Below are 26,500 nucleotides of genomic sequence, written 5' to 3'. Positions count from 1 at the left end.
TGTTCTATTCCCAGTATACCCAGAACACATGTTCATAATCAACGTTGACTTTTTCCAGTTGTGTAAGAAGTGGAATAGAGATGCATTGTTTTCCAAAGAAAAAGGGGCTGTCCAATAAGTCCCTAAAATAAAACAGGTGGAGAAAAACGAATCGTTTTTCTCCACCTGTTTTTGGTTTTCCATCCGGTCCTCCTGAAAGCGGCTGGCGGATGCCAGCCACTTTCAGGAAGTTGTGGGCCAGTGCCACGATCCCGAATTCCGCGTTGACCTTCTCGAGGCCTCGCAAGAGAAATCCGCGGAACGACCGATTGCCCTTGATATGACCGAACACACTTTCGACCTCCACTTTCCGTTTGGCGTAGATGTCTTTGTTCGTCTCACATTCAAGGGCTGTCTTGGCTTTCGCTTTTATTTCTTCGTAGATTGGATTCCAATGGACCTGCCGGTTGCCTTTCGCTTTTGTACACTGCGCTTTAAGAGGACAGTCGGCACAATCTTCACATTCATAGATCTTATAGCTCTGCACAAGGCCGGATGCATTCTTCCTGTCCTGGTATTTCTTGAAGGGGACACGGCGTCCCTGCGGACAGATGAACTGGTCGGCCGCTTCCTCGTAGGTCCAGTTCTTCGCATTCTTGATGTCTTTTTTGTACTTCCGCGTCTGCTCCTTCAGATACGTGGAATAGGGGATCAGGAAGTCGAAACGGGATTCCTTCTCCTCGCCGATGGCGTATAGATAATTCTCTTCACTGCCATAGCCGGCATCGGCCACCACACGTGTCGGCATCGGAAGCCGGGATGCCGCAAGTTTCTCAAGATGCGGGACGAAACAGCGGGTATCGGTCGGCCGTTGATGTATCGTATAGAACACGATGAACTGATTCTCGGTCGCCATCTGTACATTATAGCCAGGCTTCAGCTGGCCGTTCTTCATATGGTCCTCTTTCATCCGCATGAACGTGGCGTCCGGGTCCGTTGTCGAGAAGCTGTTGCGATCACCGAAGAGGTCATGATGACGGGCATACTTCTGTAGACGCGGCAGGAAATCTTCCCGGATCAGTTTGGCTGGCTTCCGTAGGAGACTGCGTCGACTGCGAAGCGCTTTGCGATCGGGGACCGACTCTGTCTTCTCAATTTCCGCTGTCAGGATGTCCACCTGTTCCTCCAGTCTTTCCGCCAGCTGCTGGAGCTCTTCCGGTTTCGCTTCTTCCTTGGGGAATTCGCCAAGTTCCATGCCCTCTGCCTGCGCGATTTCATGGATGGACGCGAGTGTCTCCTGGATCTTCTCCTTCAGTTTCCCTTCGTACCGCTCTGTCGACTTCTTCCAGACGAACGAATACTTATTGGCATTGGCCTCCATCTTGGTGCCGTCCAGGAAATAGTTCTCCATTGTGATATAGTTCTCCTCGATCAGCTTTAGGATCATCGTCTCGAATAACTCATCCATCATCGCGGCCATGCGTACACTCCGAAACTCATTGAGCGTCCGGAAGTCGGGTGTCTGACAGGCGGCCAGCCACATGGCAGGCAGGTTCTCCTGGATCAGCGTCTCGATTTTGCGGCTGGAGTAGACTTTCTGGGAATAGGCGTAGAGGATGACCTTAAGCATCATCTTCGGGTGGAAGGGGCTTCTCCCTCCACCGGAGTAATAGGCGAAAAGCTGCTCGTCCGGGATGGATTCGATCATCTCATCGACCACTCGCGCGACATGATGTGCCGGAATAAGTCCCTCGACATCGAAGATGGCGAATGCCTGACGGTTATTGTAGGGTTTGAACGTCCGTGTACGTACGCTTGATTGCGGGGAAATAGGTTCTGTCTCTTCAATGGAAAAGTGGAGTTGTTTTGTGGTATACTCATCACAAGTAATCTTCGGGTTACACATAAGAATCGTCCTTTCTTTGATGGGTTGTGGTGACTTCATCTTACTAGAAAGGGCGATTTTTTTGTAGTCTTTTACACGGGTCGCCAGTTGCTTGGAGTGCAAGGCGGCGACTCCTTGGGGATCAGCGTGTCAGGTGAGACCCCGCAGGAGCGCAGCGACGAGGAGGCTCACCGCACGCCCCCAGGAACGCGTCCGCCTGGAACGGAAAGCAACGGGTTCGGAGAGCTCTCGTCGGGTAATCGTTTCAACAAGAAAAGGGCTGCCACAGAAACTCAGTTTTCACTGACTTTCTGGACAGCCCCGTTCATTAAGATGATGTTTTAACAACGTTGCGCTGAAATTGCGGCAGGATGAACGCAAGCGCATTCAGCAAGAGTGTAACCGATAGAAGTACAAATGCAGCAAATACTGTAGCCTGCATCGTATCCATCAAAGCTGACCAGTCCTCAATCGTCACGAGATGATGGGCGTAGGCCAATTGAAAAAATAACGAGACGGCACATGCAGTGATGCTGGCAGCGGAAAGAAAAATCCGCATGCCGGACTGCCCCTGATGCAGGCGGATGAGTATGACGACTGGCAGGATCCAGGCAAGAAGACCTAACACGAAACTGCCGACATTGAGCCAACCGATTAGAGACGCCCCCCTTTAAACCATGGAATGCCGCGGCAGCTGGATTTGCCTATGGCATGATGCTTTCAGGAACCGTGAAATCATCCACATCATTGAAATAGCTATAGACTGCATTCATCTTCTGGCGGGCGCGGTATGAATTGCCGCCTTTGTAGGATGTCATGTCCGCTGACATTTTGAAGCTTGTGACATAGTTCGTCTTTTTATTGAATGTGATGACGAGCTCCATTTTATCGACAAGGCGGAAGCCATCCACCGCGGGTCCGATGTCCGGGATCTGTTCCTTGAATTCCTCCACCTCATGGCGGTCAAGATTCAGATGAAGCGCATAGCCGTATTCGATCGGCTTTAGTTCAAAATCATCGATGAATGGTTCGAAGATGGTTAGATCGAGTGCAGGCACGGTGCGGTCGACAAGCGTGCCGAACAATTCCTCAAGCGAGCCGGACGGACTCTCTTCCCACTTCTTCGAATGCTCGTCGTTGACGAAGACGCGATCATCCTTCTTATACAATTGCCCTTTGTACGGTGCAATGCCGCGCGGCTGGATGACAAGATCGCCTTTGATCTTCTGCGGTTTCAGGAACGCATCGATCTGCATATCATATTTTGTTTTTTCCTTCTCCGGATTCTCCAGATCCCCGTCGATGACGGTCACTTTATAATCATCATAGACGACATGTGAATGGACCGCCTCAAGCGATTCCTCTGTTGCCGTTTTCGATTTCTCAAGCAGGCGGGCAGGCGTCAGCTTCTCCTCCGTCTTGCCTGTCTGACTGCAGGCCGCTAGCGCAAGGACGAGTGCGCCTGCTGCGGCCAGTTGTATAATCTTTTTCACTTGTAAACTCCCTCTCCTCAAAAACCTATGTTCATTCTACTGGAAATGAACCGCTCTATCAATGGTAGGACGGCAATCAGAGGGATTTGTTGCGTCTTTCATTTGTTTCGGACTGTCCACTGTTCGACTGTGAACCGATCAATCAACGAAAAATCGGGTGCAAAGCCGATGCCTGGCCCTCTTGGCACTTTGATATACCCTTCTTCCACGATGACTTCAGGTTTGATGATGTCTTCATGCCAGTAATGGGCGGAGCCTCCGATGTCGCCAGGCAGTGTGAAGCCCGGGAGAGAAGCAAGCGCAATATTCTGCGCCCTTCCGATTCCCGCTTCCAGCATGCCGCCGCACCAGACGGGGATCCCTTGTTCCCGGCAAAGATCATGAATGCGCTTTGCCTCCGATAAGCCGCCGACACGGCCCGTCTTGATGTTAATGATGCGGGCGGCTCCGATCTCAATCGCTTTTCGGACATCGCCAAGGGAATGGATGCTTTCGTCCAGGCAGATCGGTGTTTCGATTTCCCGCTGCAGCGTCGCATGGTCGATGATATCGTCATGCGCAAGCGGCTGTTCAATCATCATCAGATTGAATTCATCAAACCGCTTGAGAAGCTCAAGATCTTCAAGCGTATAGGCAGAATTTGCATCCGCCATGAGCGCGATATCCGGGAAGGCTGCGCGCACATCCCGGAGCACGCTGACATCCCTGCCCGGCTTGATCTTCACTTTAATCCGCTTGTAGCCTTCCTTCAGATGCCTGCGGATTGCCTCGTTCAGCGCATCCGGATTGTCCTGAATTCCAATGCTGATGCCGGCTTCGACTGCCTGCCGCGTGCCGCCGAGTGCTTCGGACAGCGATATGCCGTTTCGCTTCGCATACAGATCCCACAGCGCCCCTTCAATTGACGCTTTCGCCATGCGATTGCCCCGGATCCGGCTGAACAGCTTGCCGGCATCATCCGGATGATCCAGCTCTTCCCCCACAACTAGCGGCAGGAGGAAATCGTTCAGCATATGCATTGTCGTACTGACCGTCTCTTCCGTGTACCAGGGTGCCTCAAACGCTACAGATTCGCCGTAGCCGATATTTCCCAGCTCGTCCTTCACCGCAAGGAGCAGAAACGGCTTGTCTTGCACCGTCCCGAAACTTGTCAAGAACGGATGCTTCAGACGCATGACGAGACGGCGGACTGTCACTTCCTCAATGCGCATGGGCCGCCCCCGCGATGGCGCACCAGCCGGAAGAATCTTCCCGTTCGCCGGCCTGGAGGCCCGTAATCTCTTCATAGAGCCATTTCGCTAATGTGACGAACGCAAGTCCTGCTGGAGCGCATTTATCTTTCGGATGTACAATCCGTTCGATGATCAGTTCCGAATGAGTCATGGATGAAGCCCCCTTTTTGAATTGGTTCGTTCCATTATACACATATTGCTGGTTCACCGCAGGAATGGCCATCTATGCTACAATGAAGAAAAAAGGAGGGATGGGCTATGGCAACCGAGCAGCAGGCCGGCCGGAAAATGACAGGTGAGGAACGCCGGAAATTCCTCCTGGAACAATTGCAAAACTCGCCGACACCGCTCACCGGCAAGGAACTTGGCGAATTGGCTGACGTCAGCCGGCAGGTGATCGTAGGAGATATCACCTTGCTGAAAGCGAAAGCGGCGCCGATCCTTGCGACGAGCCAAGGGTATATGTACATGCATGAAGACGCAGCACGAAAAACGGAGCGCATCCTCGTCTGCCGGCATGCTCCGGGAGATACAGAAGAGGAGCTGAACATCCTGGTCGATCACGGCTTGACGGTAAAAGACGTTAAAGTCGAGCATCCCGTCTACGGCGACTTGAATGCCTCCATCATGGTGAGCAATCGCCGGGATGTGAAAGAGTTTCTTCGAAGGGTCGATGAAGCGAATGCCGTCTATCTCGCGAACCTGTCCGAAGATGGTATTCATATGCATACGGTAGAAGCGGAATCGGACAAGCAGATCGAGGACGCGATGGAAGAATTAAAAAAAGCAGGCATCCTCGTGGAATGAGGATGCCCGTTTACAGAGTACTCTATAATTCAAGCTCTATCAGTGCCAGTTCAAACGCTTTAATCCGCCTTTCAAGCAGCGTTCGTTGCGGGCTTCTTTCTGCTGATTTCTCAACCATTTTCCGCAAAGACGGAAGCAAGTCCAATAAAAGCGCGTGTGCACATTCTTGCTCTTCTGCTGAATAGGGCGACGGGACATTCCGCCATGCTCTCTCCAACCCCGCGGCACCAACACGCAAGGCGAGCAGCCGCTTTTCCACAACAATCGCATTGGCACCCTTGCTTTTCATTTGTTCATATGCTTTTTCAGTTTTCCGTATGGCTGATTGAAAGGCACGCAGCGATTCATTCTGTAGATCTTCTTTCATTTGCTGTCGTTGCCCCTTAGTCAATTGAAAATCCAACCTCTCGATTTAGTTGTGCCAGGAAGTCCACCATGAAATCATGCCGGTCTTTCGCCATGAGCTTCCCTTCCTCTGTGACCATCAGATCCTTCAGCAATAGCAGTTTCTCATAAAAATGAGTCACGGATGCAGTCCCTTTTCCCCGGTATTCCGCCTCGGTCATGTTCGTGCGGACCGTCTCCTCTTTGTCATAAAGTTTCCGTCCCTTAGCGCCGCCGAATGCGAACGCTCTCGCGATGCCGATGGCGCCGATCGCATCCAACCGGTCAGCATCCCGTACAATGGCACCTTCAATCGACGTCAATTCTTTTGACTGGCCGCCGCTGAACGAAACGCTGTCGATTGCCGATTGGACTTTCTGGATTGTTTTTTGATCTGCTCCAAGCCGCGCCAGCAGATGTGAGGGCGTCTCGGATTGTTCTGTCCGGTATTTCGGGTCGTCGATGTCATGGAGCAGGACGGCGAGCCTGACAATATCACTGTGAGCCTCAGGAAGTGTGATGAGGATTGCTTCCGCGTTCCGCATGACCCGCTCAATATGGTCAAAATCATGGCTCGCGTCAAAGCGGCCATAGATAGCGCGCACTTCCAGTTCACATTGTTTCAGCAAATCATTCATTTTAATTCCCCCGATGCAATATAATAAATTTTCAAGTCAATCCGACTTTTCATTGACCTTGTTTGTCGATTCATGTATAGTTAGGACATCCATGCACAAAATGGAAGGGATAGCGAAACGCCGAGGGAGGAATGGTCATGTACCAAGGTAAGGTGAAATGGTTCAGCAATGAGAAAGGGTATGGATTCATCGAAACGGATTCCGGAGAAGACGTATTTGTCCACTACACAGGAATTATTGCGGAAGGTTTTAAGACCTTGGATGAAGGACAGGCGGTTTCATTCGAAATCATCGAAGGCAACCGGGGCCCCCAAGCGGCGAGTGTGTTGAAAATCGAAAACGCGTAACAAGAGCTTTCCCGCCGAATGCATTTTCAGGCGGGTTTTATTATATGCAGAACCATCATTCGGTGTATTTATTCATTTCGTTTCCGAGGAAACGCAAGTGCTCGCCGATTGTGCAGCCCTCGATACAGAACTGGTGGGCTTTCGCCTTGCCATGTTCTTTTGCTAGCTGTTGCTTGACGAAACAGCCCTCGCAATACTCATCGAGCATCTCATTGATCTCAGTGATGACTGTTAATTTATTCATACGTACCTCCACCTGTGCAGCCTATGGACTGCCAGTTTTGTGTCATTTTCTTGATTTAGTATGTCCTTCATTTTAGTATGGTTTCATAAGGAATGCAACTTGAAGGAAGAGGAGTGTTTCAATGATCGAATTGTATGTGGACGGCGCGAGTGCGGGCAATCCGGGGCCGAGCGGGATTGGAATATACATAAAGGGCGAAGGCCATGCGGTGAAGTTTTCAGAGCCGATTGAGCCGACGGATAATCATACTGCGGAGTTCATTGCGCTTCTCAGGGGCCTGCAGGAAACAGCAAAACTGACAAACGGGATTGTGTCAGTGCGTTCTGATTCGAAAGCCGTCGTCATGGCAGTCGAAAAAGAATTTGCACGAAATGACGTACACAAGGCATACCTGAAGGAAATCTTACAAATCGCCGAAGGATTTGATTACTTTTTCATAAAATGGATACCCGATTCAGAAAACAAAGCGGCGGATATGCTGGCGCGGCAGGCGATCCGGCGGTGACAAATGAATACAAACAACCCGCCAATAGTAATTGCAATACTGGCGGGTTGTTTGTATTTTAGTCCGCTTTCATGAACCGGACTGTTTGTGCGAGACTGTCATACAGCACCCATTCACGGTTGTCGATGACAGAGCCGACATTGACGAGGGTCCGTCCGCCCCCTATTTCATACTGCGCGCCAAAGACCGGTGTCTCAGGCATTGCGCTGCGATATAGCTCTGATCGGTGCGTATGGCCGAAGAAGACGAGTTGTCTGTCTGCCGGCAAGAGGTTCCATGGATTCTCACCATAATTCCACTGATGGCCGTGGATGACCAGCGCGCCCTCTGCTTCCATCTTTTCTGGAAGCTGCGTCAGTTTTTCGCGAAGCGGATCATCTGTCTCCGTGATGTAGACAATTCGTTCTTCCTGATTGCCGCGTATAGATGGGAAATCGATCAGCGGCCCAAGTTCATCCGGCAAAAGCATGACGTCTTCCATGGCAGTGAATTTGTGGTCTGTGATGTTTTTCTTGCTGATGATGCATTCATACAAGTCGCCTGTCCCGAGCAGCTTTGCACCAGGCGCCGTCATTTTGATCTGCCAAAGGACGGCGGAGAGGTCCGGGACACTTGAATGAATATCTCCTAGAAATGCATATTCCACTGGAAGGTCACTCCCCTGTACTGACGTCTTCTGTCGAGATCCAATCACTGTAGCTGCCAACATATAAACGGACATTGTCATATCCTGCATGTTTCAGCAAGGCGTACAGTGGAGAGGCCGTTACGCCGCTGCCGCAGTAAACGGCAACTTCCTCTCCGGGCTTCACTACAGATGCCAGCTCTTGTTTCACACTGTCATCCAAGCGGAACCGCTGACCGTCCTTCAATTGTTCCCAATCAAAGTTCCGGGCTCCGGGAATATGGCCTGCTACAGGATCGAGCGGCTCCATGTCGCCGCGATAGCGTTCTGCTGCCCGTGCATCCAGAAGCACATGCCCTGTATTGCCTTGTACTGTGTCTTTTACAAACTCCTTTGAGGCGTATAGCTGTTCATTCCATATAGGCGTTACATCAGAGCGAACTGGAGCAGGACTCGGCGATCCGGCTGGAAACCCGGCCTTTTTCAGCGCATCAAATCCATCCGCCGCTATGAAAGCTTTCGTGAATCCCGCATACTGCAGCATCCACCAGGCGCGTGCCGCAAATGGACTGCCACCGTCATCATAAACGACGATTTCGTCATCCAACTGCAGCCCGCTATTACGAAGCAGTTCTGTCAACGCTTCTTTGTCAGGCATTGGGTGCCGGCCGGAAGCCTTCGTCATATCCGACAAGTCCTGTTCCAGATCCCAGTACACAGCACCGTTGATATGCTCGGCATCATACGCCCGTCTCCCTGCGCTGCTGTCGTTCAGTGCAAACCGCGCATCAATCCACTTGACGTCTTTCCCTTTCAGTTCTTCCGAATTCATGAACACCTTCATGCCCGCAATTCCCCTTTCACTTAATAATTGAATAGATATCGCGCCATTCTTCGAGCTGTTCGTTGCCGGACAAAAGTGAACGCTCCGACTCGATTTGCTGCAGGCCGCCGTTCAATAGGTGCTGACGCAGCCCTTCCGCTTCCGAAGCGATCCAGTTTTCTGCCCAGCGGTCCATCCGTTCCTTCTCATTTCCAAGATAGTCTGACGCATCGGCTTTGAGGAGCTCCTCAAGTGCATCACCGAGCTTTACACGCTCCCCTTTTTCGAAGAAAGCTTTCTGGTTGCGGAACAGTTTGTTGACGGACCTGTAGCGCGATGGATCGGAAAACGGCTGCTGGAATGACAGCATATCCGCTTCCTTCGGCTCATATGGCGGCAGTTGGATGGAAGCGTCCTCTTCGGCAAGTTTCCTTCCTTCGATGCGCTCACGTTCTTTCAGCTGCTTTTTCAAGAAATTCAGCATGCGCAAATTCGTCACTTTGAGCTCTTGCGAAATATCGAAACCAAGCATCGCGACCGTCTCTTCAAGTGCAAGCTTCAGGGCGGTATCCGCGGGGTGTTTCGCGAATACGGACGGGCTGTACCCTTCCTTCAGGAAATCGCCGTAACGAAGGAATACGCGCTGCAGCAAATAGAAGATCAATTCATTCAGCTCGCTTCGCGCCGCACGCTCGATCACCTCGGAGAATCCATTCGCATACCTTTCCCGGATATCCCGCTCGAGTCGGTCCAATTCCTGCATCCGCTCAGCTTTCCTGGAACGGTTTGTTTCCACGCGGTCAATGAGTGCAGCGAGACGGCTCACCGTCTTTTCGGTCTCTTCGCTGAGCGCAGTGCTCGCAATCCCTTTCAAGTCGTGGTCAAGGAACCGGAAGAAGCGCGTCTCGAAGTCTCCCATGGACGGGTCCGTTGCGCCCTGCTGTTTCGATTCAAGCGCCTTGAGGCTGGAGATGCCATAGACACGCGGATGACGGATGCCGAACGCTGTAAGTTCGCCCGCGACAAATGATTTCACAGCTTCAGCTTCCTCATCGTCCGTAGCGAGGTCGATTGCGTTCACGATGAAGAACATCTTGTCGAGTTCGAACGCATCCTTCACCCGGCCTAGCTGGATGAGGAATTCCCGGTCTGCACGTGCGAATGCGTGATTATAATAGGTGATGAACAGGATGGCATCCGCATTGCGGATATATTCAAACGCGACATCTGTATGCCTTGCATTGATCGAATCGGCTCCCGGCGTATCAACAAGCGTGATGCCGCGCCGCGTGAGCGGACAGTCGAAATAGAAGTCGATCGCATGTACGAAGCAGCTTCTTTCTTCATTCGCTACGAATTTCGTGAATTCATCTTCCGGCACATTGAACGTCTCGCCGAGTCTCTTGCCAAGCAATTCATAACCGCTCGCAAATGCTTTGATGAACGTCTTATGGATATGAAGGCTTTCTTCCGCTAGATCTTTTTCAATAGCGGCAGGCGCTTTATCAAAAGCTTCCGTGATGGAACCTACAGGAATGTCGAGGGCCCCGAAAGAAAACGCCAAGTCTTCGAACATTTGCGTCTCCGTCTTCAAATGGATATCTGCTGTCCGGTCCTCTTTGCCGCCGGAAACAGGCTTAATGCGGTTGATGGCAGCAGTCGTCGGGTTCGGCGATACGGGCAGCACACGGTCGCCCATAAGTGCATTCGAGAAGGATGACTTCCCTGCGCTGAACGCACCGAACAACGCGACGGTGAATTCCTGGTCTGTCAGCCGGTCCGCTTTAGTCCGCATATAATCGGCCGCTTCCAGAAATCCAGGGATTGCCTCCACCTCGGCAGCGACAAACCGCGCCCGCTCGATGACGACGGATTCCTCAGGATGATCCGCTGAGTCTGTTTCTAAAGATGATGAGTCTTCGATTGTGACAGCGCCGGCTTCTTCTCCATCCGACGCTTCATATTCCATCCTCTTCAGTTCAGGCTTTTGGCTCCACTTCCCTTGCAGCGTATCCGCCTGTTTCAAGAGCTGGGGAGACGGGGCTTCCATCTCCTTCTGCGTCCTCTGTATCATAGATTTGATGTCGTCGACCTGGCCGATTGCAGCCACTTTTTCATCCAGGATACGGATCGCCTGCATGAGCGGTTCAGCTTTTTCATTGCCGGAAGAGGCGGCGAGCTTCGTCATTTCTTCTTTCCAAGGATCGGTCATCTTGCGGTAAATGGCATGGATAGCGCCCCGCATCTGTTCCGAGACATTCAGGACCGTATCGCCCGTCACCGTATCAGTTGCCGGCAGAACTGCGTCTACTTCTTCGAATGGCAATGACAGTTCCATATTGTCAATATCGATTGCCCGTTCGTCTGTCAGCAATCCCGCATTTTTCAGGGAAGTCTTCATCAACAATTTCAAGTGAGTGACAATTTGCAGGGTCACCGTCTCTGCAAGCTGCTCGAAAAACTGTTTTTTCCTGCGGGCTTTCTCCTCCGCTGTCTTTTTAGCGCCGAAAAGAATGCCGACCTTGAAGCGCGGCGATTTGGATTCCAAATAGGACGTAAGAAGTTCACGAACTTCAAACGGTGTGATGGTGGCGTTATCAAGCAGCTTCTGTCGATCGTTTGCAAAACGGAGTGCAAACTCGTCGCCTGATAAAAGTGCAAGCTCTTGGCTCCGTTCCTCGGCCTCTTCCTTCAGTGCGGCACCTTGCTCCCATTCTTCATCAGACACAACGGCAGAATATGTATTTTTTCGTTCCATCAATTCGTCGTTCAGGTAACGGAGATGCTCGTCCATGAGCTGGCGCAATGAATTGCCCGCATTCTCAGCAAGCCGGCCCTCCATTTCTCTTGTTGCAGTTTCGACGATCTGTTTCACTTTCGGAAAATCGTTATTTGGATTTGCCGGGTCGCGCAGCGATGTATAAAAGATCCCTTTTGGCTTGACGCCCCATAAAGCGAACGATTCCTCAACGGAGCGCTTGAACGCGTCGAACGGCAACTCCTGGTCACGATGCTTATCGATCTGATTGATGATCAGGTAGACGTTTTCGTTATACTTCATCAATTCCTTCGTGAACGTAAAGTTCAATTCCGATTGGACATGATTATAGTCCATCGTATAAAAGACGAGGTCTGCTAAATGCAGCGCAGACTCGGTTGAAAGCCGATGTGCGTCATCCGTCGAGTCGACGCCCGGTGTATCCATGACCGTTATGCCTTCCGGCAGCTCGGACCCCGCGTGACCGATATCGACGGAAGCAATCGATCTGCCGTCTTTGCTGAATGCTTTAATGGCATCGGAGAAATCCTTGCCCTCATATAAAAAAGACTCCCCGTCCGCCTGGTGGATGATGGCATAGTCGGTGTCCGCCTTTTTCACTTTAACGATATTGGCACTTGTCGGAATGGGGCCCGATGGCAATAGATCAGTTCCGACAAGGGCATTGATCATCGACGATTTGCCTGCGGAAAAATGACCTGCGAAGCCGATGGTGAATTCCTTATCATGAAGTTTACGGGCAAGCAGGCGCGCTTTTGCAAACCGTTCCCCGTCGTCATTCTCTCTGAACAGCGTTCCGTAGACCGCCGCTTGTTCTATGTATTCTTGTACGTCTGGCATATTCTTCGATCCTTCCTTGCAGTCTGCCCCTATCATACCATTTTTCGAATGGCAGGATGTGATTACTTTTGAAAAATGTTGGCTTGCCTTAGTTGAAGACTTCAATTCATTGAAGGGAAACAAAAAACGGAACGCCATTGCCCTTTCAATGCATTCCGTCCATCAGTGATATGAAATAGGATTCAATGTCCTCAGGCAATTCCTCGATCGCATGGATTTTCAGGACATGTGTGCCTGGAGTAGTCAGTACGACATATGTTTTGCCCGTGTACTCAAAAAGTGAGAATTGGCTGAGCCCGACAGCAGAATGCTCTCTCATGTAAGCTAAATCATCTTCGTTGAAAGATCCTGTATCACCAGTCAGGAATTGTTTGGCAACCTGTTCGAGATTGTCTGCAAAAGTTACAGTCTGATACAGTTCAAGCGTATTTTTCGGCTTTACAAAGGCATGTTCAAATGTACGGTACAGAGTTATGGCCAGTATCATGACGAGCAGTACGTTCACGGCCTTTATGGTCCATTTTTTCATCCCAATTCCTCCATTCCAATCAACAAGTCTATTTTCTTATCAAACTTTTAAAATCTCCTACTTTTTATATACATCTAGTAATCCTATATGCTATCATAGGACTAACAGAATGATCCGAAAGGCAGGAATATGAGATGGAACCCGCAACAAAAACGATTCAACAGATACTGAATGGCGCCATCACATCCCTGACAAATGTGCTGCCGATGCGGTTTGACGTGCTGGCTCCGATTCTCGTCACCCAGCCGTATGAACAGAAAGAGCTTGGCGTCCTGATTGGCCTTGTTGGTGACGCATCGGGACGATTAATCATCGATACTACTTTGGAAGTCGTCAGTTCGGTCGGCGAAGCGATGTTCGGAATGGCCATCGAGGGTGAAATGGTTGAGTCGTTCGCCGGAGAACTCGGCAACATGGTGGCCGGTAATTTGTGCATTGTCATGGAGAAAGAGGAAACGGTCATCGACATTTCGCCGCCGACAGTGATGAAAGGCGAAACAAAAATTTACGGATTCCAGCATGCATTCAAACTGCCGATCCGGTTTGAGAACGGCACGATGCTGAATGTGCTGCTTGCATTGGACGAAAAGTAAGAGGGAAAGCCGCCTGCAGTCCGGCGGTTTTTCTTTTGCTTTTTAACATTTGGCGCTGGCATTCAATTTGCCGCCCCTGGCTCTCCTTAGGATTCACGCAGTATCTTTTCCATTGCCTTCCCTTTAGCCAGCTCATCAACAAGTTTATCCAAATAACGGATCTCCTGCATTAACGGCTCTTCGATCTCCTCTACCCGGACGCCGCAGACGACCCCCTTGATCAAGGAGCGCGAAGGATTCATAGCCGGAGCCTGGGCAAAAAAGGTTTCCATATCAGATCCGTTATTCTGCTGCTGCTCAATTTCCTCCCGTCCATAGCCGGTCAGCCAGCAAATGATCTCATCGACTTCCGATTTTGTCCGGCCTTTCCGTTCCGCTTTCGCAACGTAAAGCGGATATACTTTTGCAAAACTCATAGAAAAGATTTTATGGCTGCTCATATTTTCTCCTTGCCTTCTTGGATAAATTGATTTTGTCTACGACTGGCAGCCTTGCATCAGACTGCCTCTTTTACAGATCTCCACTTTTTGTAATTGTTGGCAATTTCAAGCACGTTGATTGCTAGCACTAGCCAAAAAAACGGGTTTTCAAATGAGATTCCTGTCTGAGAAACGCCTCCCAGCATGCTAAACACAAAGATGACAGTAAGCAGATATACACATATGCCAAGTTGCCATCGGAATATGCTGAAGGAGTCCTTATCTGATCGGTTGCCTCTCAACCTAAAAACTAAAATGAGCAGCATGCTTCCAATCAAGACTGACTTCGGCAAAGATAATATGCTTTGCCATGCTGGAAAAAAATTATACGCCAGCAGCAAGGTGAATAGCGTGAGTGAAAGTCCTGTCAAAACTCGTTGTTTCATCGTTTGCTCAATCCCTTCCTGAAAGGTTAACCGATATACTGCCTAATAAGCCACATCATGCCTACCAGCAGTCCTAATAAGCTTGCTTTGATGTTCGACGGGTGGTTCTTCTTATTGGCCCGGAAGAACAAAAAGATGAACAGGAAGCCGAACGGAAACCATAGAGTGAAACTGGTATGTTCTGTTGAGTGCGTGTACAGGGGTCCCATATAAGTGCTGACAAAGAAATATAGGAAAACCCGGAAACGGTGAGTTCCCGCCTGTTTGCTCCACTTGATCAGCAGATAAGTCACCGCCGAGATGCAAATCAGGACCGGAACAGAAGGCAAAAGGAGCGACACCCCATTTCCCATACTGATCTCCATCCTGCCACCACCCCTTTCTATCAACCCTTCCATGACACTTGTTATATGTCTATTCAGTATATCTCGAATGTCCATACAATGCTATGACTTCATAGATTTTTCAATGGATTTAGAAAAACACTATGGGCTGTCCAGAAAGCACAAAATTTATTGCAAGGATTTGAAGAAATATTTTTTCAAGAGGATATAAAAATCGCCAGAAACGGACGACTCCTGCGGGGACAACACGAGTCTCAAGACCCCGCAGCGAAAGCCGTTACGTAGAACGGCTTTTGCGAGCAAAAGCGGAGCGTTGGGAGCACAGAGAGGATGCCTTAATTTCTGAACAAACCTCAGAAATACGGCAAATCGGACCCTGCGCTGTCCAATTGGCTTGAGCCGTGCCCGCGGAAAGCGTGCCGGTTCTGGCGATTTTTGTCTTTTAGAACAACTCTATGGCGTTTCCATCATACAGTCAATTCGACTTTCACAGGGAAGACTTTTTCAATTTCAGGCAACAATTCGGATTGTCCCGGCTCCATGAACACATGAACAGTTCCATAATCCTCAGATGTGCGGATCAGTCTGCCCGCCCCTTGGCGAAGGCGCAGCAGCATGAACGGCAGGTCGACTTCCCGGAAAGGATCGGCTGCGTGATTTCTGCGTGCTTCGAAAAGCGGATCATGGGGCGGAAATGGCAAGTCGTAGATGATGACACGTGTGAGCGAATCATTCGGGATGTCAAGCCCTTCCCAAAGATGGTAGGAACAAAGGACATTGATCTTTTTCTGCTGGAACTCGCGGATGACCGACGACAGTTCACGGTCCCCTTCAAAAGCAATCCCTTCCGGCTCCTCAAGCAAACTCGCCCGGAATTCATTCATCGACCGCTCGGAATTGAAAAGGATCAATGTCTGTTCTCCGCTCTTCAGCATTTCTTGTGTACGTTCCGCCTTTTCTTCAGGCGATATAGCGGCGGCACAGATCTCCATCACTTCTTCATAGTCAAACGGAGATTCAACTGAGAACGATGAGAAGTCGTCGATACCAAGACTGTCTTTGAGATAAGAGAAATCCTTGCCGACTGATAAGGTTGCGGATGAGAAGATGATCGGCATTTTTCTCGTGAACAGGTTCTCTTTCAATATATCGGTCACCAGCCGCGGCATAATGACTAAAGTCCATTCGCCGTCACGATTTTCAAGCCAATCGACCGCATCGCTTCTGTTCGTAAAGAGCTCCATAGAATAGATATATTGTTCGAGATACTCCTCGACCATTTTCAGATCATAATCCGGAATCGTATACATTTCGCTTTCAAAAACGAACTCCTCCAGCAATGCATTCGAAAGGACGATCGTTTCCTTGCCGACTTGCACGAGATCATCCACTTTCTCGATTTTCATCCGTTCTTCCTCGCCAGAAGCGTGTTTCTTCAGCAACGTGAAGAAATCGTTATGGGCATCGACAAGTCTTTCCATCAGCTGCAGCGTCTCCTCGCGGACGCCATCCACCATAACGCGCTCCAGCAGATCCAGCAACGTGCTGTTTTGCACTTCATAGGTGAGGGCGCGCTGCGCTGAATACTCGAGCAGGTGTCCCTCGTCGAAAACAATCATCGAAACATCCGGCAGTAACGGCAGATGTCCTTGGCGCTGGCGGGAGTCCTTCGTCCAAATATGCTCCATGAAAAAGTCATGGGAACAGATCAGAAGATCAGCGGTCTCACGATTTGCTTTCCGGTGGATGATCTGGCCGCAGCGATTACGGAGATCGCACGCTTCGCAGTGCATGGCCGGATGGAAGTTGACCGCACTCCACTCCGCGTCGCTGATCGCCGGGTAGTCCGAACGTTCACCGTACGGATGCATCTCCTGCATGGATTTCGCCGTATTTTTCACGAATGACGGCAAGCTCTCATCTATGTCGTACATATAGTCATCGCCGACCGTATCAACCGCTTCTTCAAGCCTTTTAATGCAAAGGTACTGGCTGCGCGCTTTTGCAAGCCGCACATCGATATCGAGTCCAAGCGCATCACTGATCTTCCGGATGTCGCCTTCTTCCTTGACGAGCTGGTCGATCAGCGTCTCGTCAGCACAAGAGATGAGGGCCGGCTTTCCGGTATATCGGGCATATGCCACAGCAGGCAGAAGATAGGCGATCGTCTTGCCGGTTCCGACTCCCGCTTCCGCGAGCAGCACGTTTTTCTCCTTGAGCGCCTGCTCGATCTGAAAGGACATGAAGATCTGTTCATCTCTGCAATCAAACCCCTTGTCGGGAAGCTCGTCATACAGGACATCCCCGACCCAGTCGCTTAATGATTCGTAGAAGGACTTCTCTTTTGATAATGAAAATGGTATTTTCCTGCTCATTGCCTACCCCTTTCTAGTGCACACAAAAGGAAGAGGCATTGGCCTCCTCCGCTAAAATGTTGATAATGATTTATTTTGTAATTCAGCTGCCTTCAGGCTTTACATCTTCTTCCCCCAAAACTGGAAGAGATCCGTCCGGATGTAGCCGTTGTATAGTTTCCGTTTTTTGGTCGCCTTCTTGCCATACATTTCTTCAAAGTTTTCAAGGGATGAAAGAAGATAAACCGACCACGATGGATGGCCTTCCATTATATGCCCGATAATGCGGGTTAACGCCTCAGCTTCCTCAATTTCACCGAGCCGTTCTCCGTACGGCGGATTGCCAAGAAGGACACCGTTGAGCCCCTCTATGGCAAGGTCGCGCACGTCGCTCTGCTGGAATGTGATCAAGTCCATGAAACCTGCTTCCACTGCGTTTTGCGCGGCGACTTTCACCATCCGGGCATCTACGTCATAGCCTTTGATATCCAGCGGCTGGTCGTAATTTGCAAGATCTTCCGCTTCCTGTTTCACCTGGTCCCACACGCCGGAACTCATGAATGGCCAGCTCTCGCTGGAAAACTCCCGGTTGTATCCAGGAGCTATGTTCTGGCCGATCATGGCCGCTTCGATCGGGATCGTGCCCGAACCGCAGAACGGATCGACGAAGGGTCGGTCGGGATTCCAGCGGGTCAACTTGACAAGCGCTGCAGCGAGCGTCTCTTTCAGCGGTGCATCGCCTTGTCCCGTACGGTAGCCGCGTTTATGGAGACCTGCGCCGCTTGTATCAATGGTAAGCGTCACTTTATCTTTCAAAATGGAAACTTCAATTTTAAAAAGAGGGCCTGATTCATCAAGGAAGCCTGTCCGCCCATATGCCGTTTTCAGCCGCTCGACAATCGCCTTCTTCGCAATCGCCTGGCAATCCGGAACACTGTACAATGTCGATTTGACGGATTTACCCGCGACCGGGAATGCCGCATCGACAGGCAGATAGCGCTCCCACTCGATGTTCTTCGTTCCCTCGAATAGTTCATCGAACGTGCGCGCAGTGAATTCGCCTGCAACAAGGCGCACGCGGTCAGCTACGCGGAGCCACATATTGGTGCGGGCAATCGCTTTTTCATCGCCTGCGAAATAGATCTTCCCATTTTCAGTCCTCGTGTCGTAGCCGAGCGCTTTCACTTCATCTGCGACAACCGATTCCAGTCCAGCCGCACTTGTCGCGACTAGGTTGTATGTGCTCATATTGTTTCTCCCACTTTCGTTTAAGACGGCTGAAAGCCCGTCCCTAGTATGTACATGCAAGCTTATTTTTCATTCATAATGAAGAAATGCCCTCCGTTAGCAAGGAGGGCATCTAGTTTACGCGATTAGCCATAGAATATTCGATAAGCCATGTTTTGTTCCCGTGTACTCAAACGGCTCGCGCCTCGTACTTAGGGTGGTAATCATCTATCTACAGACAGTTGTCTGTCCCTTCGTCCGTTCAATTCCTTCCGAAGAGCGCCCCTACCATAATTTGGGTTTCTCGCTCGTGGGGTTTACCTCGTTCCACCCGCTCCGTTTCCAAAGCGGCTCCGTCACTGTGGCACTTTTCAGGGAATGTCATCCATATCCGGCAAACCGGACGTAGGATTTCTTCCCGCCGTCAGCGCACTTGGCGCTGCCCAGGCTTATTTTTTCGCCTGGCACGAACACTACGGCCGTCTCAGGACCGTGCGAGCATGGACTTTCCTCTACAACCCGAAGTTGCAGCGATTACCTGAAGTCTTCATATGGTTTAATCAGTATACCTGTTTTATCGACAAATTTCAATGGTATTGCCTGGTTTACTCGTACAATTTACTGCCGAAAACATGCTTCTCCAAGTTGGAAATGCGCTTCAAGATATCAAAGTTCGTGGTCCCCTGACTTTGAGCAGCCGGCCGTTTCTGGGCCGATTCCAGCTCTTCTTTCAGTTTCTCATTCTCCGCGCGCAGCTCAGCGATCGTCTTCTTGAACGCTTCATAGTCCTGGATGACCGTATCAAGGAAAAGATCGACCTCTTCCTGATTGTAGCCGCGCATCCCCGTCTTGAATTCTTTTTCCAATATCTTTTTAGAATCAAGTTTTATTTCCATGCAATGACGCCCTTCCATTCGTGTTTACGTACCGACAGTATAGCATATTTTGTCCTTCCGTGTCTTTTGTTATCACGGGCCAGGCACGTATTTTGTCGCTTGTTGCGCTTGCCCGGGAAATAGTTTGCGTTCAAGTCTCATTTCCCGTTTTCTAAACGCATCTTTCATTCTTTCCCTGAACTTCCGCGGCAGCTCCTGCTCTTTGTTAAGCAATAACAGCGCACGGTCCGTTACTGCAAGTGCCCGCTTCAGGTCACCAGTGTGGTGTTCGCAGATTTTTGCGACTTCCTCAAGGGCGACGATCCGTTCCCTGCCTTTAAGTCCCACAGCTGCAGTGGAAAACGCCTCAAGGGCAGCAGAATGGGCTTTGTCCTTTTTCAGAGCGTAGCCATAATGGAAATGAGCAAGCGGATGAGCGAGACCATGTTCAGCGATGACGCCGGCAAGCAGTTCACGGCTTCTGTCAAATGCCTTCAGGTCGTAATACCATTTTCCGATGTTAGAAAGAGCAGCGGCGCTCTCTCCTTCTGCTTCCCGCAGCAGCAAATCTGTCGTGCGAATGTACAGGGTTACGAGCGATAAGATGTCCCATTCGTTATGCAGCAGCACTTTCATAAGCAGTTCAGGATTGCCGCTTTTTACCGCGTCCTGATAGACAATCGGCGCCATATGGCCTGGCATATCTCCGTATCTGTAAAATCCAAGCTGCTCCTGCTCGATCTGGGTCAGTTTGAACGAACCCATTTCCCCTTTCCAGATGCGCCGTGATCCGTGAAGCAGATCAATTTGCGTATGATCCGCGATTTTAGGAAGCGATTCCCTGTTCATCGTCCATCGTGTCTCGACTTGCGGCATATCAAAACTCTTCCCGTTATACATCACGAGTGATGCAGGCTCGCCATGCATCGGAGTGGCGTGCAGGAAGGCGGCCTCGTGGTCGGGTCCCGGAAGGACATATTGGGTCAGCTTGAATGCGTCCCCTTCCTGTTCGATAAAACCCATCAGGAAGATGAGCGTACCAGCCCCCTTCAGACCAGTTGTCTCTGTATCAAAGAAAAGGATCGGCCGCGCGAGATCCGGACAGAGCGGATGAATGCCATCAAAACGCTCCCATTGCTCCATCGCCTGCTTAAGCTCGGAAAGCGTAAAGTGGCCATGTTCATAGCTTCCCGGATACCTGACAACCCGTTTGTAGACAACACCCAGCTCATTCTCCTCTTTTTCAAGCCCAGCTGCCAGCCAATTCTCCTCGTACGAAGGAGAGGGTGGGACCGGTCGTTTGACGGGATCTGCTTTTGTTTCGGCTTCCGGTTCCTTTTTCTTCAGCAGCTTCTTCATCTGCATCAGTTTCTGTTCATAGCTCATGGCATTGCCCTTCCTTGAAGACACGAATCTTAGGAACTTTATATAATATGAAGGATTGTACGATTTTAATAGTACCACCTCGCCAAATTGCGTAGACTTTCACTTGTCGCGCCTTTCATTATAGTGGACGCTCCGCCTAAGTGCCAATTGAAAGATTCAGACGTAAACCTTCATTTCCCGGGAAAGAATTTTCTAACTAGTCAATAAAAATCATGATAAGTACCTGCTGGACTGCGGCGGTTTTCCTTCTGCGAGCCAATTGAAAAGAGCGCCGTCCACTCGATTTGGACAACGCTCTTTAGTTGAGCAGCGGTTACCCTTCAGGAAAGTCCACTTTTAGCCGTTTGATGAACAACCCTACAATAATACCGATCACTGCGACGACAATGCCGAAGATGAACGCATCCTGGACGCCTGATGTGAAAGCGAGCAGCTGGTTCTCCGGATTGTCCGGATTGCTGACGGTCGCTAGATACCTGCCCGTGCCAGCGGATAGGATCGAAATGGCGACAGCCGTTCCAATTGCGCCTGCCACTTGCTGTAATGTATTCATGATCGCTGTACCGTCAGGGTATAGTTCTCGAGGCAATTGGTTCAGTCCGTTCGTCTGTGCCGGCATCATGACCATCGAGATCCCGATCATCATAAGGATATGCATCGCGATCAGGAATCCCGCAGACGTCTCAGTGCTGATCGTGGAGAAGCCAAGGAGAGATGCTGTCGCGATCACGAGCCCGGGAATTACAAGCCATTTCGGTCCGAATTTATCGAACAGGCTGCCCATCACAGGCGACAGCAGTCCGTTGACAATACCGCCCGGCAACAGCAGCAGGCCAGCAGCAAAGGTTCCTAGTGCCAGCGAATTCTGCAAGTAGAGCGGCAGCAGAATCATCGAGGATAAAATGACCATCATACAGACGAGCACAAGCACAAGGCCTACTACGAACATCGGATATTGAAATGTCTTGAGGTTCAGCATCGGCTGCCTCATTTTCACTTGGCGAAGGCAGAACAACAGCAGGCCGATAATGCCCAATAATATCGATGTGATGACTAGGGAATCTGCCCAGCCATGTTCTCCCGCATTGCTGAAACCGAAGACAATTCCGCCGAATCCGACCGTAGAAAGAAGAAGCGACAAGACATCAATTTTCGGCTTTGTAGGCGTAGAGACATTTTGCATATAAAACAGGCCAAACACGAGTGCCGATATTAGTACAGGAAGTGATATCCAAAAGATCCAGTGCCATGTAAGAGTGTTTAATATCAAGCCGGATACTGTTGGACCGACTGCAGGTGCAAAAGAGATGACCAGCCCCATGACACCCATTATTCTCCCCCGCTTATAAGGCGGAATGATTAATAATATCGTATTGAACATAAGGGGGAGCAGAAGAGCCGTCCCAATCGCCTGCACAATACGTGCAACCATTAGAAACTCAAACGTCGGAGCGACTGCCGCAGTCAGCGTCCCTATAATGGAAAACAGTAAAGACGTCGTAAACAACTGACGTGTCGAGAACCATTGTAAAATAAGTCCGGATACAGGGACCAGTATCCCAAGCGTCAGCAAGTAGCCCGTCGTCAGCCATTGGACTGTCGTTTCATGCACGCCGAAATCAACGATCAGAGTGCCCAGTGCCATATTTAGCGCGGTCTCGCTGAACAACCCTATGAACCCGGCGATCAGAAACGAGGCAATGATTGGAACTACATTCAATTGCCGCGAATCCTGTTGTATTGTATTATTCATATATACCCCCATTTTTTGACAACTAAAGTATCATTTTAGATGGATTTTCCACTACGTTATCATACGGGATATTTATCTTGATTCCTAACAATAAGATCGGAAAAACTGTCTGTTGGATCGCTTTGGATTTAAAAGTGCCTGCAAAGCTTTCAGGAGCACAGGCGGAGAGTGGGCAATTTCGAATTACTTAATTCAGCGATCGGTTTCCTTCCATTCTATGGATAGAACATCTTCTGTTTCCGTTCGAAATGATATCGATACAAACAGCCCGAACTCGCGGTTTCCATCCTTTAGCCAAAGTTTAAACCGTTCAATCGTGACCCCGGAAGAAGACTGCGCTCCTACATGCAGAAAATCGACAATATCGGCATGCGGATACTTTCTTTTAGCCTCTGACAAAGCCAATCTGCTCCACTTTGAATACTCTGGTGCTTCAGCTGCGGCCGGTTCGGTATGCAAAGGTGCCGCCCAAATCGTTCCCAATATAACTGCTATTACGACACGCTTCATATCTTCCACCCTCCTTTTTACTATTAAGCTGTCCTGTTTTATAAAAGGAATCCGCGAAAACCCAATTTCCTTGCTGTTATGTTTTCACATGGGTATCAAGCATCTTCCGGGATATCCTATTGGAAAAGGAAGCGGCCTGCATGCACCTCATCCGAGTCCTGCTCATCTTATCCGTCCTGCTTCCTTCCTCTGTCACTTATGCGGAAGCCCAGACAAAAGCGATTTTTATGCGGGAGGGATATTTGTGGATCCTGACAGAAATGTTCGGAATTCACGACCCGAAGATCGAAAACCAGATTGACTGAGCCGGAAAAGCCAGCCCTCGACACATGCGGGGGCTGGCTTTCTATTCCTGTTCAATGATAATGCTCCATGATATATTCAGCTCCCGCTCGACCCATAAACGGAAAACCCGTTCGATTTCTTTCTTCAATAGAGCCTCCTCTTCTATTCCCTCTAATCCAAGCTCCTTAAGTGTAAATGTTTCTCTTGCCTTTACTGCTTCATGACGATCACTTTCAAATGAAAAAGTAACAGAATTCACTAGTCTGCCTCCCCCTCTTTGATGACAGTATAATTCCCATAAACCCGCCGCAATGCATACATATTCTAACCCATCCCTTACACAAAGGATGGGTTAGCAGTAAATACTTTATAGTCATCTATGCATGAAGCCGGCAAGCACAGCCAATATTGAAGCCTCTGCTGGTCATCTCAATTCTTGCAGCACTTGAAACGCCCGTTCCTTGCCGCCCTGAACCCCGGATTCCTGGGCGCCGATACAGACTGGACAGCCATTTTCACATGTACAGGTTTTCACATGCTCAGCTGCTAGACCTAGCAGTTCATTCCACTTATCATATAGCTTTTCACTCAATCCGATGCCGCCCGGATAACTGTCGTAGATGAAAATCGTCGGTTTGCCGGTATGCACTGCCTTCACTTGCGGAACTACATGGATGTCCTGCCGGTCGCATCTGACAAAGATCGGGATGAATGACTCCAGCGCATAGGCGGCTCCCGTCATGGCATCTGTCAGATCAGACTCCTTCCAGCCCTCCGGCACGTCGAATGACAGCCATGTGGAAGAGGTATGCAGTTCTTCGGCAGGCAATGAGATCAGACCTGAGCCGATGTTGTCGTGGGTATCAAAACGTATTTTCTTGAAGATGGTAGGAATCGCCAGCACCGCGATATCGCCGTACGCGACAACCGCCCCTCCGCACTTCTGCAGCTTGTCCTCACTCATCACCTTCAGCTCCACCGCTAAATTCGCGTCAGTGAAATAATCGACGTCGACTTCCCGTACATATGCCTTCTTTTCATCCCAATCGAGCTCTTCAACTTGATACTGTGTCCCTTGATGGATATAGATCGCTTCTTCATGCAGCAAGGTCATCGCGCTGTAGCGGTCCATCTCGCCGATGACGGTCGTATTTTTAGGCACCGACTTGTCGATGATGACGACGTTCTCCTGGGAGGCGCTTCTCAGACTGATCTCCCCTGCCGGAAAACGGTCGGTCATCCAGTGCCACTTGTCGCTTGTCTTGACGAGGACGCCTTCCGCTTCCAGAAATGCAAGCAGCTCCTGCACTTCGAACTCACCGTATGTCTCTGTCAGCGAGAATGGCAGCTCGAACGAGGCGCATTTCAGGTGGTCCATCAAGATTAGCATATTGTCCGGGTGGATATGAGCTTCTTCCGGCTTCTGGCCGAGGAGATAATCGGGATGGTCAATGATGTACTGGTCCAGCGCAACGGACTGGGCGACATAGATGATCAGTGCATCGTCCTGCCGGCGTCCTGCTCGTCCCGCCTGCTGGAAGGCGCTGGCAATATTGCCCGGATAGCCGGTCATGATGCAGGCCTGCAGCTGGCCGATGTCGATGCCGAGCTCGAGGGCATTCGTGCTGACGACGGTTTTGATGTCCCCCTCTCTCAAGCCTTTCTCGATCGTCCGACGCTCGCTCGGCAAATAACCGCCCCGGTAGCCCATGATCGTCTTGTCGAACAGCTTTTTCTTCGTCAATTCTTTCATATACGTGACGAGCATCTCGACGCGGACACGGCTTTTCGCAAAGATGATCGTCTGGATGCCGCTATTATAGAGGAACGCCCCGAGATCCCGCACTTCAAGGACAGCACTTCGCCTTATGCCGAACGTCTTGTGGACGACTGGCGGATTGTAGAAGAGGAAGTGCTTCGTCCCGGCCGGCGCCCCGTTATTCGCAATCAAAGTCATGTCCGTTCCGGTCAGCGCCTCTGCCAGCTCCTGCGGGTTGGCAATCGTTGCGGACGTACAGATGAACACCGGGTCGGCTCCGTAATAGTTGCAGATCCGCTTCAATCGCCTGAGCACATGCGCGACATGGCTGCCAAAGACTCCTTTATACGTGTGCAATTCATCAATGACAATGTATTTCAGATTCTCGAACAGCGATACCCATTTCGTATGATGCGGCAAGATGCCTGAATGCAGCATGTCTGGATTTGTCAGGACGATATGGCCGCTTTTACGGACTTTTGTCCGAAGGCCCGGCGCTGTATCTCCGTCATAAGTATAGCTGAGGATCGTCTCCCCGCTCGCTTCGATCAACGCATGCAGATCCGCCAGCTGATCCTGCGCAAGTGCCTTTGTCGGAAATAGATAAAGGGCTCTTGACGAGTCGTCCTCCAGAATGCTCTGCAGCACGGGCAGATGATAGCAGAGCGACTTGCCCGAAGCAGTCGGTGTCACTGCGGTGAATGAATTCCCTCCTGTCCCGAGATCAAACGCTTCCCGCTGATGGCTGTATAGGTTGCCGATTCCTTTTGAAGCCAGCGCCTTTACAATGGATGGATGCAGCCGCTCGGGAAACTCCGCATACACCGCTTCCTTTCCTTTCAGGATGCGGTGATGTTCAATATTGCCGCCGAGCAGCGGATCTGCTTTCAGCTGGGAAATCGCATCTGGGATCGACAGTTTCCCTTGGATCATTGCAGGCCGCCTTCTTTCCGCAGTTCATCCAGTATGGTCTTCAATGTATAACGGGCCGATTGGATGGACTGCACAAACCGTTTCTTCCCTGTCTTCTGATAGAACGACTGGACAATGAACTGTTTCATCATCTCGTCCAGCGAGTCTATCTGCTGCTGGTGGACATACTTCGGGCGTTTTTCCCTGATGAAGGACTCCATCTCTTCCTTCCAGCTGTCCAGAATGGCGAAATGTTCATCCGCGAACGGCTTCACTTCTGTGAAAAAGTCGGGGTCCCTGTCCTCCTCGCGCATTCGCGCATGACGGTTCAGGCACTGCTCACATACCGATAGCAGCTGCTCCGTCTTCTTTATAAGTTCCATCTCTTTCATCCTTCCTCTATCAAAAGCGCATATGGCGCTACACTCTCTTCAGGCATGCATAATTCCTATTTATAGTCTACCAAATACTGTCCCCCAAGACCACTATAGCCGAACAGGCATTCCTTTGACTTGTCACATTTCATT

Annotated in this window: 28 protein-coding genes and 1 other RNA gene; 5 read left to right on the top strand and 24 right to left on the bottom strand. The window is 50.3% G+C overall.

Translation table 11 applies throughout. From position 1 onward, the window contains the following. Positions 1 to 4: 4 nt before the first annotated feature. The 5 genes from ACZ5FK_RS02010 to ACZ5FK_RS01990 all read right to left on the bottom strand — a co-directional run bounded on the left by ACZ5FK_RS02010 (position 5) and on the right by ACZ5FK_RS01990 (position 4,740). The gene (locus ACZ5FK_RS02010; protein WP_464806248.1) at positions 5 to 1,987 is read right to left on the bottom strand and encodes an IS1182 family transposase; all 1,983 of its coding nucleotides are present in this window, start codon (positions 1,985 to 1,987) and stop codon (positions 5 to 7) included. Between the two features lie 205 nt (positions 1,988 to 2,192). Next, positions 2,193 to 2,423 carry a hypothetical protein gene (locus ACZ5FK_RS02005; RefSeq protein WP_464806247.1) on the bottom strand — a complete coding sequence of 77 codons (231 nt, stop codon included), beginning with the start codon at positions 2,421 to 2,423 and terminating at the stop codon, positions 2,193 to 2,195. A gap of 145 nt (positions 2,424 to 2,568) precedes the next feature. Further along, a complete protein-coding gene (locus tag ACZ5FK_RS02000) occupies positions 2,569 to 3,357 on the bottom strand; it encodes a DUF6612 family protein (RefSeq protein WP_464806246.1) in 789 nt (262 codons plus the stop codon). A 98-nt stretch (positions 3,358 to 3,455) separates the two neighbouring features. After that, positions 3,456 to 4,568: an o-succinylbenzoate synthase gene (gene menC, locus ACZ5FK_RS01995; RefSeq protein WP_464806245.1), complete on the bottom strand. Its 1,113-nt coding sequence runs from the start codon at positions 4,566 to 4,568 to the stop codon at positions 3,456 to 3,458. Then, positions 4,558 to 4,740: a hypothetical protein gene (locus ACZ5FK_RS01990; RefSeq protein WP_464806244.1), complete on the bottom strand. Its 183-nt coding sequence runs from the start codon at positions 4,738 to 4,740 to the stop codon at positions 4,558 to 4,560. The genes menC and ACZ5FK_RS01990 overlap by 11 nt, the downstream gene beginning before the upstream one ends. A 107-nt stretch (positions 4,741 to 4,847) precedes the next feature. On the opposite strand from ACZ5FK_RS01990, the gene ACZ5FK_RS01985 reads away from it, so the two are divergent. Then, positions 4,848 to 5,396 carry a 3H domain-containing protein gene (locus tag ACZ5FK_RS01985; RefSeq protein ID WP_464806243.1) on the top strand — a complete coding sequence of 183 codons (549 nt, stop codon included), beginning with the start codon at positions 4,848 to 4,850 and terminating at the stop codon, positions 5,394 to 5,396. A 22-nt stretch (positions 5,397 to 5,418) separates the two neighbouring features. Here ACZ5FK_RS01985 and ACZ5FK_RS01980 read toward each other — a convergent pair whose 3' ends face one another. Continuing rightward, on the bottom strand, positions 5,419 to 5,799 hold the full coding sequence (locus ACZ5FK_RS01980; RefSeq protein WP_464806242.1) for a hypothetical protein: 381 nt from the start codon (positions 5,797 to 5,799) through the stop codon (positions 5,419 to 5,421). After that, complete coding sequence (locus ACZ5FK_RS01975) at positions 5,780 to 6,418, bottom strand: HD domain-containing protein (protein ID WP_464806241.1); 639 nt, start codon at positions 6,416 to 6,418, stop codon at positions 5,780 to 5,782. The genes ACZ5FK_RS01980 and ACZ5FK_RS01975 overlap by 20 nt, the downstream gene beginning before the upstream one ends. A 137-nt stretch (positions 6,419 to 6,555) precedes the next feature. Between ACZ5FK_RS01975 and ACZ5FK_RS01970 the strand changes: the two genes are divergently transcribed. Beyond that, positions 6,556 to 6,765, top strand: a complete 210-nt coding sequence (locus ACZ5FK_RS01970; RefSeq protein ID WP_464806240.1) for a cold-shock protein — start codon at positions 6,556 to 6,558, stop codon at positions 6,763 to 6,765. A gap of 55 nt (positions 6,766 to 6,820) precedes the next feature. On the opposite strand, the gene ACZ5FK_RS01965 is transcribed toward ACZ5FK_RS01970, so the two are convergent. Further along, positions 6,821 to 7,009, bottom strand: a complete 189-nt coding sequence (locus ACZ5FK_RS01965) for a zinc-finger domain-containing protein (protein ID WP_464806239.1) — start codon at positions 7,007 to 7,009, stop codon at positions 6,821 to 6,823. Between the two features lie 121 nt (positions 7,010 to 7,130). Between ACZ5FK_RS01965 and ACZ5FK_RS01960 the strand changes: the two genes are divergently transcribed. Next, positions 7,131 to 7,514 carry a reverse transcriptase-like protein gene (locus ACZ5FK_RS01960; RefSeq protein WP_464806238.1) on the top strand — a complete coding sequence of 128 codons (384 nt, stop codon included), beginning with the start codon at positions 7,131 to 7,133 and terminating at the stop codon, positions 7,512 to 7,514. A 58-nt stretch (positions 7,515 to 7,572) separates the two neighbouring features. Here ACZ5FK_RS01960 and ACZ5FK_RS01955 read toward each other — a convergent pair whose 3' ends face one another. The 4 genes from ACZ5FK_RS01955 to ACZ5FK_RS01940 form a co-directional block, all read right to left on the bottom strand. After that, complete coding sequence (locus ACZ5FK_RS01955; RefSeq protein WP_464806237.1) at positions 7,573 to 8,160, bottom strand: metallophosphoesterase family protein; 588 nt, start codon at positions 8,158 to 8,160, stop codon at positions 7,573 to 7,575. A gap of 7 nt (positions 8,161 to 8,167) precedes the next feature. Then, positions 8,168 to 8,983, bottom strand: a complete 816-nt coding sequence (locus tag ACZ5FK_RS01950; protein ID WP_464806236.1) for a sulfurtransferase — start codon at positions 8,981 to 8,983, stop codon at positions 8,168 to 8,170. Between the two features lie 16 nt (positions 8,984 to 8,999). After that, positions 9,000 to 12,581: a dynamin family protein gene (locus ACZ5FK_RS01945; protein WP_464806235.1), complete on the bottom strand. Its 3,582-nt coding sequence runs from the start codon at positions 12,579 to 12,581 to the stop codon at positions 9,000 to 9,002. A 145-nt stretch (positions 12,582 to 12,726) separates the two neighbouring features. Then, entirely contained in the window at positions 12,727 to 13,110 is a 384-nt protein-coding gene (locus ACZ5FK_RS01940; protein ID WP_464806234.1) for a hypothetical protein, read from the bottom strand. Between the two features lie 134 nt (positions 13,111 to 13,244). Between ACZ5FK_RS01940 and ACZ5FK_RS01935 the strand changes: the two genes are divergently transcribed. Next, on the top strand, positions 13,245 to 13,703 hold the full coding sequence (locus ACZ5FK_RS01935) for a chemotaxis protein CheX (protein WP_464806233.1): 459 nt from the start codon (positions 13,245 to 13,247) through the stop codon (positions 13,701 to 13,703). 86 nt (positions 13,704 to 13,789) lie between these two features. On the opposite strand, the gene ACZ5FK_RS01930 is transcribed toward ACZ5FK_RS01935, so the two are convergent. The 9 genes from ACZ5FK_RS01930 to ACZ5FK_RS01890 form a co-directional block, all read right to left on the bottom strand. Next, positions 13,790 to 14,143: a DUF2200 domain-containing protein gene (locus ACZ5FK_RS01930; protein ID WP_464806232.1), complete on the bottom strand. Its 354-nt coding sequence runs from the start codon at positions 14,141 to 14,143 to the stop codon at positions 13,790 to 13,792. 451 nt (positions 14,144 to 14,594) lie between these two features. Continuing rightward, complete coding sequence (locus ACZ5FK_RS01925) at positions 14,595 to 14,933, bottom strand: hypothetical protein (RefSeq protein WP_464806231.1); 339 nt, start codon at positions 14,931 to 14,933, stop codon at positions 14,595 to 14,597. A gap of 446 nt (positions 14,934 to 15,379) precedes the next feature. Beyond that, the gene (locus ACZ5FK_RS01920; protein WP_464806230.1) at positions 15,380 to 17,287 is read right to left on the bottom strand and encodes an ATP-dependent DNA helicase; all 1,908 of its coding nucleotides are present in this window, start codon (positions 17,285 to 17,287) and stop codon (positions 15,380 to 15,382) included. Positions 17,288 to 17,386: 99 nt separating this feature from the next. Beyond that, positions 17,387 to 18,514: a THUMP domain-containing class I SAM-dependent RNA methyltransferase gene (locus ACZ5FK_RS01915; RefSeq protein ID WP_464806229.1), complete on the bottom strand. Its 1,128-nt coding sequence runs from the start codon at positions 18,512 to 18,514 to the stop codon at positions 17,387 to 17,389. 139 nt (positions 18,515 to 18,653) lie between these two features. Continuing rightward, an RNA gene (gene rnpB / locus ACZ5FK_RS01910) (RNase P RNA component class B) lies at positions 18,654 to 19,039 on the bottom strand. A gap of 59 nt (positions 19,040 to 19,098) precedes the next feature. Continuing rightward, positions 19,099 to 19,389, bottom strand: a complete 291-nt coding sequence (gene gpsB, locus ACZ5FK_RS01905; RefSeq protein ID WP_464806228.1) for a cell division regulator GpsB — start codon at positions 19,387 to 19,389, stop codon at positions 19,099 to 19,101. A 72-nt stretch (positions 19,390 to 19,461) separates the two neighbouring features. After that, on the bottom strand, positions 19,462 to 20,754 hold the full coding sequence (locus ACZ5FK_RS01900; protein ID WP_464806227.1) for a ribonuclease H-like domain-containing protein: 1,293 nt from the start codon (positions 20,752 to 20,754) through the stop codon (positions 19,462 to 19,464). 313 nt (positions 20,755 to 21,067) lie between these two features. Further along, the gene (locus ACZ5FK_RS01895; protein ID WP_464806226.1) at positions 21,068 to 22,507 is read right to left on the bottom strand and encodes a DHA2 family efflux MFS transporter permease subunit; all 1,440 of its coding nucleotides are present in this window, start codon (positions 22,505 to 22,507) and stop codon (positions 21,068 to 21,070) included. Positions 22,508 to 22,699: 192 nt separating this feature from the next. Then, on the bottom strand, positions 22,700 to 23,017 hold the full coding sequence (locus ACZ5FK_RS01890; RefSeq protein ID WP_464806225.1) for a DUF3889 domain-containing protein: 318 nt from the start codon (positions 23,015 to 23,017) through the stop codon (positions 22,700 to 22,702). A 140-nt stretch (positions 23,018 to 23,157) separates the two neighbouring features. Between ACZ5FK_RS01890 and ACZ5FK_RS01885 the strand changes: the two genes are divergently transcribed. Further along, on the top strand, positions 23,158 to 23,322 hold the full coding sequence (locus ACZ5FK_RS01885) for a hypothetical protein (RefSeq protein WP_464806224.1): 165 nt from the start codon (positions 23,158 to 23,160) through the stop codon (positions 23,320 to 23,322). Between the two features lie 41 nt (positions 23,323 to 23,363). Here the strand turns inward: ACZ5FK_RS01885 and ACZ5FK_RS01880 are convergent, their stop codons facing one another. The 3 genes from ACZ5FK_RS01880 to ACZ5FK_RS01870 form a co-directional block, all read right to left on the bottom strand. Further along, entirely contained in the window at positions 23,364 to 23,561 is a 198-nt protein-coding gene (locus tag ACZ5FK_RS01880; RefSeq protein WP_464806223.1) for a hypothetical protein, read from the bottom strand. 165 nt (positions 23,562 to 23,726) lie between these two features. Continuing rightward, entirely contained in the window at positions 23,727 to 25,994 is a 2,268-nt protein-coding gene (locus ACZ5FK_RS01875) for a DEAD/DEAH box helicase (RefSeq protein WP_464806222.1), read from the bottom strand. Then, the gene (locus ACZ5FK_RS01870) at positions 25,991 to 26,356 is read right to left on the bottom strand and encodes a YppE family protein (protein WP_464806221.1); all 366 of its coding nucleotides are present in this window, start codon (positions 26,354 to 26,356) and stop codon (positions 25,991 to 25,993) included. Before ACZ5FK_RS01870 ends, ACZ5FK_RS01875 begins: the two co-directional genes overlap by 4 nt. Positions 26,357 to 26,500: the final 144 nt, after the last annotated feature.

The sequence above is a fragment of the Sporosarcina sp. GTC18466 genome, assembly GCF_055389225.1.
The sequence above is the reverse complement of the archived record's forward strand: the minus strand, read 5'-3'. Positions and strand labels throughout refer to the sequence as shown.

What these genes read in the sequence shown, in the direction of transcription:
- ACZ5FK_RS01960 (WP_464806238.1), top strand. Translation starts at nt 7,131, where the DNA reads ATGATCGAATTGTATGTGGACGGCGCGAGTGCGGGCAATCCGGGGCCG.
- ACZ5FK_RS01970 (WP_464806240.1), top strand. Translation starts at nt 6,556, where the DNA reads ATGTACCAAGGTAAGGTGAAATGGTTCAGCAATGAGAAAGGGTATGGA.
- ACZ5FK_RS01925 (WP_464806231.1), bottom strand. Translation starts at nt 14,933, where the DNA reads ATGGAGATCAGTATGGGAAATGGGGTGTCGCTCCTTTTGCCTTCTGTT.
- ACZ5FK_RS01940 (WP_464806234.1), bottom strand. Translation starts at nt 13,110, where the DNA reads ATGAAAAAATGGACCATAAAGGCCGTGAACGTACTGCTCGTCATGATA.
- ACZ5FK_RS01945 (WP_464806235.1), bottom strand. Translation starts at nt 12,581, where the DNA reads ATGCCAGACGTACAAGAATACATAGAACAAGCGGCGGTCTACGGAACG.
- ACZ5FK_RS01990 (WP_464806244.1), bottom strand. Translation starts at nt 4,740, where the DNA reads ATGACTCATTCGGAACTGATCATCGAACGGATTGTACATCCGAAAGAT.
- ACZ5FK_RS01885 (WP_464806224.1), top strand. Translation starts at nt 23,158, where the DNA reads ATGCACCTCATCCGAGTCCTGCTCATCTTATCCGTCCTGCTTCCTTCC.
- ACZ5FK_RS01965 (WP_464806239.1), bottom strand. Translation starts at nt 7,009, where the DNA reads ATGAATAAATTAACAGTCATCACTGAGATCAATGAGATGCTCGATGAG.
- ACZ5FK_RS01985 (WP_464806243.1), top strand. Translation starts at nt 4,848, where the DNA reads ATGGCAACCGAGCAGCAGGCCGGCCGGAAAATGACAGGTGAGGAACGC.
- menC (WP_464806245.1), bottom strand. Translation starts at nt 4,568, where the DNA reads ATGCGCATTGAGGAAGTGACAGTCCGCCGTCTCGTCATGCGTCTGAAG.
- ACZ5FK_RS01875 (WP_464806222.1), bottom strand. Translation starts at nt 25,994, where the DNA reads ATGATCCAAGGGAAACTGTCGATCCCAGATGCGATTTCCCAGCTGAAA.
- gpsB (WP_464806228.1), bottom strand. Translation starts at nt 19,389, where the DNA reads ATGGAAATAAAACTTGATTCTAAAAAGATATTGGAAAAAGAATTCAAG.
- ACZ5FK_RS01950 (WP_464806236.1), bottom strand. Translation starts at nt 8,983, where the DNA reads ATGAAGGTGTTCATGAATTCGGAAGAACTGAAAGGGAAAGACGTCAAG.
- ACZ5FK_RS01870 (WP_464806221.1), bottom strand. Translation starts at nt 26,356, where the DNA reads ATGGAACTTATAAAGAAGACGGAGCAGCTGCTATCGGTATGTGAGCAG.
- ACZ5FK_RS01915 (WP_464806229.1), bottom strand. Translation starts at nt 18,514, where the DNA reads ATGAGCACATACAACCTAGTCGCGACAAGTGCGGCTGGACTGGAATCG.
- ACZ5FK_RS01895 (WP_464806226.1), bottom strand. Translation starts at nt 22,507, where the DNA reads ATGAATAATACAATACAACAGGATTCGCGGCAATTGAATGTAGTTCCA.
- ACZ5FK_RS01975 (WP_464806241.1), bottom strand. Translation starts at nt 6,418, where the DNA reads ATGAATGATTTGCTGAAACAATGTGAACTGGAAGTGCGCGCTATCTAT.
- ACZ5FK_RS01890 (WP_464806225.1), bottom strand. Translation starts at nt 23,017, where the DNA reads ATGAAGCGTGTCGTAATAGCAGTTATATTGGGAACGATTTGGGCGGCA.
- ACZ5FK_RS01900 (WP_464806227.1), bottom strand. Translation starts at nt 20,754, where the DNA reads ATGAGCTATGAACAGAAACTGATGCAGATGAAGAAGCTGCTGAAGAAA.
- ACZ5FK_RS01930 (WP_464806232.1), bottom strand. Translation starts at nt 14,143, where the DNA reads ATGAGCAGCCATAAAATCTTTTCTATGAGTTTTGCAAAAGTATATCCG.
- ACZ5FK_RS01935 (WP_464806233.1), top strand. Translation starts at nt 13,245, where the DNA reads ATGGAACCCGCAACAAAAACGATTCAACAGATACTGAATGGCGCCATC.
- ACZ5FK_RS01920 (WP_464806230.1), bottom strand. Translation starts at nt 17,287, where the DNA reads ATGAGCAGGAAAATACCATTTTCATTATCAAAAGAGAAGTCCTTCTAC.
- ACZ5FK_RS02005 (WP_464806247.1), bottom strand. Translation starts at nt 2,423, where the DNA reads ATGCGGATTTTTCTTTCCGCTGCCAGCATCACTGCATGTGCCGTCTCG.